10 protein-coding genes, 1 tRNA gene and 1 riboswitch are annotated in these 10,983 nt (G+C 52.2%); of the genes, 8 read left to right on the top strand and 3 right to left on the bottom strand.

Annotated features, from left to right (window positions below):
* The 8 genes from VF260_05585 to VF260_05550 all read left to right on the top strand — a co-directional run.
* A partial coding sequence (locus VF260_05585) for a histidine kinase (protein HEX7056653.1) occupies nucleotides 1-1,705 on the top strand: 1,705 nt, incomplete at its 5' end.
* Entirely contained in the window at nucleotides 1,683-3,284 is a 1,602-nt protein-coding gene (locus tag VF260_05580) for a helix-turn-helix domain-containing protein (protein ID HEX7056652.1), read from the top strand. The genes VF260_05585 and VF260_05580, both read left to right, overlap by 23 nt.
* 84 nt (nucleotides 3,285-3,368) lie before the next feature.
* Entirely contained in the window at nucleotides 3,369-3,944 is a 576-nt protein-coding gene (locus tag VF260_05575) for a xanthine phosphoribosyltransferase (GenBank protein ID HEX7056651.1), read from the top strand.
* Between the two features lie 87 nt (nucleotides 3,945-4,031).
* Nucleotides 4,032-4,370 (top strand): hypothetical protein, encoded by a 339-nt coding sequence (locus VF260_05570; GenBank protein HEX7056650.1) that lies wholly within the window; start codon nucleotides 4,032-4,034, stop codon nucleotides 4,368-4,370.
* A gap of 38 nt (nucleotides 4,371-4,408) precedes the next feature.
* On the top strand, nucleotides 4,409-4,603 hold the full coding sequence (locus VF260_05565; GenBank protein ID HEX7056649.1) for a hypothetical protein: 195 nt from the start codon (nucleotides 4,409-4,411) through the stop codon (nucleotides 4,601-4,603).
* An 88-nt stretch (nucleotides 4,604-4,691) separates the two neighbouring features.
* Nucleotides 4,692-4,775: transfer RNA gene (locus VF260_05560), tRNA-Leu, on the top strand.
* A gap of 94 nt (nucleotides 4,776-4,869) precedes the next feature.
* Nucleotides 4,870-6,594: an arginine--tRNA ligase gene (gene argS / locus VF260_05555; protein HEX7056648.1), complete on the top strand. Its 1,725-nt coding sequence runs from the start codon at nucleotides 4,870-4,872 to the stop codon at nucleotides 6,592-6,594.
* Nucleotides 6,595-6,700: 106 nt separating this feature from the next.
* Complete coding sequence (locus tag VF260_05550) at nucleotides 6,701-6,907, top strand: YqzE family protein (protein ID HEX7056647.1); 207 nt, start codon at nucleotides 6,701-6,703, stop codon at nucleotides 6,905-6,907.
* On the opposite strand, the gene VF260_05545 is transcribed toward VF260_05550, so the two are convergent.
* From VF260_05545 to VF260_05535, 3 genes are all read right to left on the bottom strand, one after another.
* Nucleotides 6,830-7,819, bottom strand: a complete 990-nt coding sequence (locus tag VF260_05545) for a hypothetical protein (protein ID HEX7056646.1) — start codon at nucleotides 7,817-7,819, stop codon at nucleotides 6,830-6,832. The genes VF260_05550 and VF260_05545 overlap by 78 nt on opposite strands.
* Nucleotides 7,820-7,959: 140 nt before the next feature.
* Nucleotides 7,960-8,820, bottom strand: coding sequence for a YqhG family protein (locus VF260_05540; protein ID HEX7056645.1), 861 nt, complete (start codon nucleotides 8,818-8,820; stop codon nucleotides 7,960-7,962).
* 13 nt (nucleotides 8,821-8,833) lie between these two features.
* Complete coding sequence (locus VF260_05535; GenBank protein HEX7056644.1) at nucleotides 8,834-10,594, bottom strand: SNF2-related protein; 1,761 nt, start codon at nucleotides 10,592-10,594, stop codon at nucleotides 8,834-8,836.
* A gap of 147 nt (nucleotides 10,595-10,741) precedes the next feature.
* Nucleotides 10,742-10,881, top strand: a riboswitch (glycine riboswitch).
* The last annotated feature ends 102 nt before the right edge of the window (nucleotides 10,882-10,983 follow it).

The following is a 10,983-nucleotide window of genomic DNA, read 5'->3' as shown; positions in this document are numbered from 1 at the left end:
TTCGCAAGAATCGCTGCAGTTGGTCGACCAATATGTGACCAATCAGTTGAAGTCGATGCTTTCGATTGCCAATTACGTGCAGAAAAATTCGGATATGAGCACTTATTTCAAGGAATTGGTTACCGAACCGCCGGGCGGGGGTACAGACGACATTTACGAGCGCTTTTTAAAGGACCAGCGAATCAGGGAACAATTGGATACTTTGGCAACGGTAAGAGGCGTCAGTTACGACAGCGGCCTGGAGTCGGACAATTGCTACGTAACCGTGCTTTTGACAAACGGCGATTATTTTATGACTTATTCGACCGATGATTTTAATCCGCTGGATTTTGCCAGGGAGCCGTGGTTTCCTGAACTGAAAAAGCAGCGGGGACTGCAGTCCTACTGGGTTGCTTCGTCGCCCACGGTGTTCAGGCAAGTAAAGAAAAACCACCCTTACCAGATTTCCGTGGCGCAAACGCTTAGCGGGCAAGGCACCAACATCTACGGATATGTGATCGTGACCTTCTTTGAAGACCGCTTAAGCCGCGTATTTTATCGCAACAAGCAAGTCGGCGAGGTCATGATTCTGGATGACGCCAACCGTGTCATATCGAGCAAAAATCCGGCGATGATCGGCAAATTGTTTCCGTATCCGGAAGTGGGCGCTTCCGGTCTTTCTTCCGAAATCGTCACGATCGCGGGCAAGCAATATTTGATTACGCAACAACCGCTGCCGATGACCGGATGGCATTTTGTTTCCATGCAATTGTACAAAGATGCAATCGCGAATATTCAACCGATCTTTAATCGGGTTTTTCTTTTGCAGCTGGTTTCATTTTCCGCGTTTCTCATCTTGCTTTTATTGTTGCTGCGCCGGTTTACCCGGCCTCTGATAAAACTGGGAAGAACGGCCGCCATGGTGCAATTGGGCAACCTTTCCGTCCGTTCCGGGGTGAGAGGCCAGGATGAAATTGGCCGTCTCGGTTATTCGTTTGACCAAATGCTGGAGAAAGTAAAAGAAATGATACATGAAGTATCCATTACCCACAACCGCAAGCGCAAAGCCGAATTGGCCATGCTGCAGGCGCAAATCAAACCGCACTTTCTGTTTAATGTGCTGAATTCCATCAGAATGAAAGTCATGCTTAAAGGCGATCAGGAAAGCGCCGAAATGATCCAGTCGCTTTCCAAGTTGTTGCGCATGACCGTCGGGTCCACCGACGATTTGATCCCGCTGCATGAAGAAATCGCCTTGATCAGCGACTTTACGAAGCTGATGAACATGCGTCATCGCGAACAGGTCAAACTGAACGTTGCCGTTTCGCCGGAAGCGCTCATGATCGAAGTGCCGCGGCTTTGCCTGCAGCCGATTATCGAAAACGCGATGATTCACGGTTTGGAGCGCGGCAGCGGCTCCATCACAATTGCGGCAAAAGTGAACGGCGGCACATTGTTGCTGAGCATTAGCGATAACGGCGCGGGCATGTCGCCACCACAGGTGGAAAAGTTGCGACAAAGCGTTGCCGCGCAAGCCGAACCTGGCGAAGTTCAGGCAAGCTATTTTTCCGGCATCGGCCTCGCCAATGTGTACGAACGAATGAAAATGACATTCGGGGAACGGTTTCACATGGAAATTATGAGCAAGCCCGGGCAAGGCACTTGCATTAGGATGTCGATACCGTTTAAGGAGGAAGCGGAACATGTACAGCGTGATGGTAGCTGATGATGATTACCCGGTACTTGAATTGCTTTCCGAGACAGTGGATTGGAACGGGCTGGATCTGCGCTTGTTGGGAACGTATGAGGATGGCTTAAGCGCATGGGAACAGGCGCAAAAGGAGATGCCGGACATTCTGATCACCGACATCGGCATGCCGAAGATGGACGGTCTGGAACTGATCAGCCGCTTGAAAGCAAAAAATGACAAACTGCGCGTGGCGATCCTTTCTTGCCATGATGAATTCCATTATGCGCAGCAAGCTTTGCGGCTGAACGTGCAGGATTATCTGCTTAAGGATACTTTTAATCCGCGCGAATTGGAGCGGTTGCTTGCCCGGTTTGCCTCAAGCCTGCAAGAGGAAAAAACGGCACTGCGGCGGCAAAACAAATTGCAGCAGCTTGTAAACGAAACGGATGAGCTGCGCAAGGAGAAATGGTTGAAGAGCTTCATTTATCATCCCATGCTTTCGCTCGCCCAATCGTTACATGAACTCAACAGCTTCGGTCTGTTGCTTGAAGGAGAAGCCTGCTTGCCTGTCGCCGCGTATCTGGATGGCTATCCGCAAGCCAAAAAACGCTTTTTTTCCGAGCAAACGTTGCGCTTTGCCGTCTCCAATGTGTTGGAAGAAGTTCTTCAAGACGAGCATATCCGTGTGATCAACATCGGATACGGAGCGAAAGAAACGTTGCTTTTCTTTTGCTACCGCCCGACGCTCAAAATGAACATTTACGACCAGGTGGCGGCTACGCTCAAAAAGATCCAATCGGCGATGAAGAAAATATTAAAGCTTGATTTTTCTTTTATCATGGATGAAGGCGCAACCGCTCCGGAACAATTGAAAATTAGGCTGCATCAACTGGTGGATAGCGGTTATCAGCGGTTTTATTTGCCGCAAGGCGGCATCGCCAAAAAAAGCGTGTTCAGCAAACCTTCCGACGATTTGTTCGCATACTTTGCGGAAGCGGGGGCGGACTTGCGCGAACTGATTCTGAGCGGTCGGGATTTTGCCGATTCGGTCTTTGCCAAACGTTGGTTAAAGCTGATTGAAGACCGAAAATACGCTCCTCCGGTCGTTAAAGATTGGCTGTTCAAGCTTTTGATCGGCCAAAGGTTAAAGCTGCAATCGATGAACGTGATTCGGCCGGGTTTCATGAAGGACACGCTGTTGGACGAGATAGGGGATGCGGATTCTTTTGAACAATTGAAGCTTTTGCTTATGCAACAGGTGCGTATGCTTGCTACGCCGCCCGGCGCGGAAACGGAAGCCGGCATGCATCCCGAGGTGCAAAAAGCGTGCCAATACGTCGCGCTCCATCTTGATAAACGCATCAGTCTGGATGAAATCGCCGATCATTTGTTTTTAAACCCGAGTTATTTCAGCCGTCTGTTTAAAAAGGAAACTGGCGTGAACTTTATTGAATATGTCACCCGCCTGAAAATGGAAAAAGCCAAAGAACTGCTTGCCCATACGGCGTCATCGATCGGCAGCATTTCCGAAATGCTTGGTTACGAGCATCCCAGTTATTTCATCAAAATATTCAAAAGTTATACAGGTACCACCCCCGCCGATTTTCGCGGATAACCATGGTGTCGAAATATTGCTTGAAAGCATTCGGCTTGTTGTGATACGTTTATTTGCAAAGTGATTGAAGGCGGGGATCGGCATATGGAAATGTTGAAACAGCAAATTTTGCGGCAGGCGGAAATTGTCGGCGCGGATGTGCTGAGACTTGATTCGATCTTGAATCATCAGGTGGACCCCGTGTTGATTATGGAAATGGGAAAGGAATTGGCGAAGCGGTTTGCCGGGGAGTCGATCAACAAAGTGCTGACGATGGAGTCGTCCGGCATTCCGCCCGCTTTTGCCGCGGCCTATTATCTTAACGTGCCGCTTGTATTCGCGCGCAGAAAAAAAACGATCGTCACGGACGAAGACGTCTATTGCGAACGTGTTCCATCCTTTACGAAAGGCATTGTTACGGATATTGTCGTTTCCCAAAAATTTATCGGCCCTGCCGATCGCATTTTGCTGATCGACGATATCATCGCCAACGGAGACGCGGCAAGGGGCTTGTTGCGCATCGTGGAAAAATCCGGGGCGCATTTGGTCGGCGTGGGAATTGCCGTGGAAAAAACATTTCAGGCTGGAGCAAGGTTCATCAGGGAGAGCGGCGTGCGCGTGGAATCACTGGTGCAGATCGCTTCGTTGGAGAACGGCGCCATTCGTTTCGTGGAAAGTTGAAAGTTGAAAGATTTGCATGCGCTCTTTATCTTCCATCGCTTTGGATTTTCCTTTATAATGTCACTATGAAGAGGGGAGGCCAGAGCAATGGAGAGAAAGCAGTTGTCGGAGCAGTTTTTGTTGGATAAATTGTCGGCGGCCAAGACTCATTTCGAGCGTGCGCTTGATTGCAAACATACGGAGTTTGACGACCTGTATCCTTATATGATCGAACACCCGCAGTTTTTTTGGTATAAGCGTTATGTTGCATGGTCTGAATTGCTTACCATCGTGCAGCTTTGCGACGAACTCGCGATCGAATGGCAAACGCTGTTTTCCGCTCGTCAGGCGGAATATGTGGCTAGCCGCGTCATGTCCAGCAAAGTGTTGGACGAGTGGTACGAAGCCAACGGTTCCAAAGAGCACGAGGAGCAATCCGCGAACTGAACTATGGCAAGCTTTTGCCGCGCAAGGGATGAATCGATATGATATCCGAAGAACAATTGGATGAATACAGAGTGTTGGGGACGAACATTCGCGTTTGCCGCGACAGTGATCCGGCTAACGATGTATATGGCATTGTGGTGGCCTGGGATGATAAGATCGTGCTGATTCGCAAACAATCCGGCAGGGTTGTCAGATTGTCCAGAGACTATACGTTTTTGCCTGCGGAACCTTAATCCGTTCTGCAAATTTCCTGCTTGACTTCGCAACTTGCGCTGTGTTAATATACTTTTTGTCGTCAATGAGGGCGATGTCAACCAGCGTGCGGTCGTGGCGGAATTGGCAGACGCGCTAGATTCAGGTTCTAGTGGGGTAAAATCCGTGGAGGTTCGAGTCCTCTCGACCGCATCAGCATTTTAACAACGAACACTTCCAGCAAGCACTCCGCCGGCGGAGTGCTTTGTTGCACGTATGGTTTCGATGCGCTGAAGGGAGAAAGCAAATGTCGAACGCGAATGTCAAACAATACATAGCCGAATTGCTTATGCCTGCAATCGGCGGCGAAATAAAAGAGCAAGCCGTGATGGACCTGCTCGAATACCCGCCTGACCCGCAAATGGGCGATTTGTCCTTGCCGTGCTTCAAATTGAGCAAAACGATGCGCAAGGCGCCGCAGGCGATTGCCGAGCAATTGCGGCAGGTAATTGCAACCGGCGGCTTGATCGCGCGAACGGAGGCCGTGTCCGGCTACCTGAATTTTTATTTTGACAAAGGCCGGTTTGCGAAAGCGGTGTTGCAGGACGTCCTGTTCGGCAAAAAGCCGTACGGTTCGAATGAACTCGGGCGGGGCAAAAACGTCGTGATCGACTATTCGTCGCCCAATATCGCCAAGCCGTTTCATATCGGACACTTGCGTTCCACCGTTATCGGCAACGCCCTGGCCAACATTTTCCGTTTTTCCGGTTACAAGGTAACGGGCGTCAATCATCTTGGCGATTGGGGCACCCAATTCGGCAAGCTCATCGTCGCCTACATGCGTTGGGGCAGCGAAGCGCAAGTGAAGGCGGAAGGCGTCGGCGAGCTGTTGCGTTTATATGTCAAATTCCATGATGAAGCGGAAAAAGACCCGTCGCTCGAGGATGAGGCGCGCGAATGGTTCGTTCGGCTCGAGAAAAATGACGAGCGGGCGCTCAAGCTGTGGCGCTGGTTTATCGATATCAGCATGCGGGAATTCGGCAAAATTTATGATCTCTTGGGTGTCACTTTCGACTCTTACGCGGGCGAAAGCTTCTACAATGACAAGATGGATACGGTTATCGCCGAATTGGCGGAAAAAGGGCTGCTTGAAGAGGATCAGGGCGCGATGCTTGTCCGCCTGGACGATTACGGCATGCCGCCCGCGCTGATGCTGAAGAAAGACGGCGGTTCGCTGTACCACACGCGCGACGTCGCGGCGGCCATTTATCGCAAACAAACGTACGATTTCGACCAATGCATTTATGTAACGGATTATGCGCAAAATTTGCATTTTCAGCAATGGTTCAAAATTGTGGAGTTGATGGGCTACCCGTGGGCGGACAAGCTTGTGCACGTTGCGTTCGGCAGGGTCAGCCTCGAGGGTGTGCGTTTGGCGACGCGCAAAGGCAATGTGGTGATGTTGGAGGATCTGCTGAAACAGGCGATCGCCAAAACGCGGGAAATTATTGAAAGCAAAAATCCGCATTTGCCCAATAAAGATGAAGTTGCCCGCCAGGTGGGCGTCGGCGCGGTAATTTTTAACGACCTCAGCATGAACCGGATCAAGGATATAGCCTTTTCCTGGGATGAGGCCCTCAACTTTGACGGGGAAACCGGCCCATACGTCCAGTATACGCACGCCAGGGCGTGCAGCGTGTTGCGCAAAGCGGAAAGCGACGGGGAATTGGTGATTGCGCATGAGGCCATCGCTGTGGAACAGTTGCAGGATGCGGAAGCGCAGCGGGTTTTGAAAGAACTTTATTTGTTCCCCGAACGGGTGGAAATGGCGATGCGCAAATATGAACCGTCCGTAATCAGCCGCTATCTGATCGATTTGTCGCAAAGCTTCAACCGGTTTTATCATGAGCGCCCGATTCTCTTGGCCGACCAGCCGGTCAGAACGGCCCGTCTGGCTTTGGTAAAAGCGGTGCAAACCGTATTGAAGACGGGATTAAATCTGATTGGTCTTGAAACCCCGGAAAAGATTTGACAAGCCCAATTCGCGACAGCGCCGATAATGTTGCCTGGCAATGATTATCGGCGCTTTTTTTCGGAAAAACTGACTTATGAAGGACTGTTTGCGGAGGTTATGGCATATGGGCAAATACGACAGCGAAGAGTTGGTAAAATATTTGGCGGAACAATTTGTCCACTTTCTGGAGACGCCGAAGGAGAAACGCCGCGCGCAAAAAATCGAACGCCGCAAAGCGCGCGGGAAATGGTCGCTAAACTGGTTCGGCTTGCTTCCGGTCACTTTGTCCGTCTGGACCGGGCGGCTTAGGCGGCGCAAACGTTTCGATTGAACGTTCGGCTGTTTCGTAAAATTTTCCCCAGCGGGCCAGAACGGAAAACGGAATGTACCTGGGGCCGTCCTGATCGAGCCGGATAAACGCCTCGCCTTCGTCCCACGTATGGTACCCGGTGACGGCGTACGGCATGACGACTTCTTCCTGAAACAGCTTGGCGACATAGGTCAGCTTTTGCTTGCTTTGCAGCATCTCAAGCAAATCCCGCATGCTCGCAATGTTGGCCGGCTCGTCAACGACCCAACCGATGTTTTCGTACGGGTCAAATTCCGGCAAGCTGACGGCTTGGACGAATTTCGCCGCGACCGGCACGCCGGGCGGCTTGCTTTCTTTGTTCGCCAGTTTCTCGACCGCCTCCGCCTCCTGCGGGTATATTTCCCCCGTTTTTGCGTCAACGTAGACGGTTTCGCCGCCTGTATGCCGTGCGCGGAAGGATACGCGCCATACCGCATGCAGCGCATTGGGATACACGCTTGTCGCGGCAAAGGAGATATCTTCGCGAAACTCCGCGGCGCTTTCCTGCGGCGGCAGCAGTTCACCGTCGCGCAATGCCCGGTAAAGGGTAGCTTTGCTGTACAGCGGAAACTCCCCGAAACCGTATTCGGACAAAATAAAATGCCGTTCGTCAGCGGGCGACGCCGTGATGACGAGATACCCCGCCGCTTTGCCATCCGCTTGCACCAGCACAACCCAACCGTGCAATCCGGCGCCCAAAGGGTAAATCGTCCGCGCGGCTTTTTTCCAGGCCGCAAATTCTTTTTGCTCCGCCAATTCGGATATTATGCGCGAAACGGCATCATTCAGCGCGAATGGCTGCTTCGCCGTCTCCGCATAATCCGCTTGCGCGGCGGTTTGCGCCGCCGAAAAAAGCGATGCCGCAAAAATTACGGCAAACAGCGGGGCAAGCATGTTTTTCCTCCACATGTGCAGGCAACCTTTCCGTGAGCGGGCTTGTATACCTGTTTCAGTATAAAAAATCGCGCGTGAAAAGTATGTTGGAACCTGTCCGCGCGGCCGCATCTATTTTTGTCCGATCGGAATGGATTCGGTCATGTTTTGCCAACAGGTTCGCGCAGGAGATGAAACAAACCGCAATTGACGGCATTAACCAATATGCGCGGCGAGTAGTGCCAATTAATTTCCGCTATGCGGCTTTGGAATTTTGTTCGGATTTCCGCCTGCTCCTCCTTGCCGGCTGAGGCCAGCATCGGCTCGTAATATCCGCTGACCCGATCCAGCTCTTCGGCAAGCCTCATTTTGGCTTCTTCCGCCCATGCCGTGTCGTATGTTTTCAACTTGTTCTCCAGATGGCGTTCCAGATGGATGAGCGCGGTCGTTAAAGAGATCGTTTCTTTTAATTGCGTGTAAGCGGGCAATTTCGGGGAAAGCTGTCTGTTACAGATAATCGGGTAAAAGTTCTCCACAATTTCGCCGGTGGATAAGCTGATGCCCAGGGAATGCAGTTCATCCCGTTTCATATCGCAGGCAAACTCGATTTTGTAATTGACCGCGAACCAGGTTGTGCAAGTGGACGACCGCCCCGAAATCCTCGCGCCTTCCGCCGGTTGTTCAAACAGGTTGACGAATTTGCCCTTTGCTTTGCATGCCTTGAAAATATCCTCCAGCCTGCGGCTGCCAAACGTAATGCGCTCGGAAACGACCCTGCCCGGCAGTTGCGTTTTTACCGGCGCGGCTTCATCCGTCGGGCCGAATTGGAACAGAAACGTCATCGTTTCCGGTTCCACGCCGGTTCGCTCGACGAATCCCCAGTAAAACGGCCGATTGGTCAATTGCTTGTCCGCTTCCGGCGACAGCTTGACGAGAATATGCCGCCGTCCCATCTCGATAATCCGGCTGCCGGTCGCCTGCAAATATTCGGCCGCAAACTCTTTTACGCGCATTTCATTCATTGCCTATCGCCTCTCATGAATGATTTCGGTCGCCGGCTGCCGATTGCATCTCCGACAGCGCCTGCCGTTCCGCCGCCAGTTTCGCCTGCAAGGCGGCCCAATCGCCGCCGATTTCGTCAATCCGGGCGCGGATTTCCTCATCCGATTTTGCTTCCAGGAGCAGCTTCGTAAGCCGCATTTCCAGCGAATCGCCTTGCTCGAAGCGCTCCAGAATGGCGTCCAGGCCGCCGATGACCATCTCGAACATATTGATTTTCTCGTGCAAAAGCCGCAGGATATGTTCTTCGATGGTGCCGACCGTACACAAATTGTAGATCAGCACGTCTTCCGTTTGCCCCAGGCGGTGCACCCGTCCGATGCGCTGTTCCACCCGCATCGGATTCCATGGCAAATCGTAATTGATAATGCGGCGGCAAAATTGCAGATTGATGCCCTCGCCGCCGGCTTCCGTAGCGACCAGCACGCGGGCGCGGTTGCGGAACAGATCCATCATCCAGTCTTTTTTGCCGCGGTTCATCCCGCCGCGATACGGCACGGAAATAATGTTGTGTTCGCGAAAAAACTGCAAGAGATGTTCCTGCGTCGCCCGGTATTCGGTAAAGACGATCGTTTTTTCTTCCGATTCTTGCACAAGTTCCAGCGCTTTTGCCGATTTCGTGTTGGCCTTGATCGCCTTGATCGCGTTGACCAATTCCCAGATGCGCGCGCGCATGGGCGATTGTTCCGGCGTTTTTTTGAACAGATTCACGAGCGTAAGGAAGACGGCGTCCCGGCTGCTGCAAACTTCCCGCTGCAGCGTGACGAGCGACAGGACGCTGCTGAAATCGCGCCCGGAATCTTCGTAACGCTCCTTGACAAAACGCGTGACCGAATCGTATAAATGCCGTTCTTCCGCCGACAGCACAAGCGCGATGTTTTTGACGAAGCGGCGGGTGAAGGCGATATTGCTGTCGCTGCGATTGTTGCGGATCATCACTTTGGCCAATTCGCCGCGCAGCAGGCGTTCGTTTTTCGGGATTCGTTTGTCATGCACGAAATCCGCCTGAAATTTGTCTTTGCCTCCCAATTGCCCCGGTTTCAGGACGGTAATCAGGTTGAACAGCTCGTCCATGTCGTTTTGCACGGGGGTGGCGGTCAAAAGCAGGCAATATTTTTTGCGGATTCCTTCAACGAAGCGGTAATTGGTCGTGTTTTTGTTTTTCAGTTTATGCGCCTCGTCGATAATGAGCATGTCGTATTCCAGTCCGTGGATGATTTCCTTGTGCGGACTGCGTTTCGCCGTGTCCATCGAAGCGACGACGATGTCGGACTGCGTCCACATATACGTTTTTTTCTGGGCGACGGCGGCAATGCCGAATTTTTGGCCCAACTCCCTTACCCATTGCAGCACCAGCGAAGCGGGCACCAAAATGAGCGCCTTTTTCACCAGGCCGCGGATGAGGTATTCTTTTAAAATGAGTCCCGCTTCAATCGTTTTGCCCAAGCCTACCTCGTCGGCCAAAATCGCCCGCCCGCGCATTTTGGTCAACACTTGTTTGGCCGTGTCCAGTTGATGCGGCAGCGGGGTAATGTGCGAAAGATGGGCCAGGCATTGCAAATCGTCAAAATGGTGCACGAGCGCCGACTGCTCCGCTTCGTAAGCAAGTTGAAACATCCGCCAATCGTCCCATGGGCCGTTGTTGTCCGTACGTTCGCGCAAAGCGTCAAACCATGCGCGGTCGAAATGAACATCGACATGCCCGTTCAGCGGTCGCGCAGCAGGCGGCAGCTTCATCACAATGATTTTCCCTCCGCTTGATTATGGTTAAAATGTAAGTTTAGTATTAACGAAAGCTGAGAGTTTCATAAGCCCCGCTGGGCGGATTTCCACATGTTGCATGCGCGGCTTGTTTAAGGTTATAATATTGGCGTAAAAAAGCGGATGACGGATCAGGGAGAGATCGTCCGGCTTGCGCGGCAAGCCCGGGATGACGCCGAAGGAGTAAACCGCGCGCCATAGCCGTAACGTTTTGGCGCCTCATGTGTGGTGAATCTCTCAGGCAAAAGGACCTGTCCCCGACGCAACTCTGGAGAGCGTATCCGCGGCGCTATTGGTCGTAAGGCCCGGTCAGGCCCGGCGGTGTGGCGCGCGGAACCACCCAAGGGGAAACTTGCGCCCGCTTT

The sequence above is a fragment of the Bacilli bacterium genome (assembly GCA_036381315.1).
Taxonomy (GTDB): domain Bacteria; phylum Bacillota; class Bacilli; order Paenibacillales; family KCTC-25726; genus DASVDB01.
The sequence above is the reverse complement of the archived record's forward strand: the minus strand, read 5'-3'. Positions and strand labels throughout refer to the sequence as shown.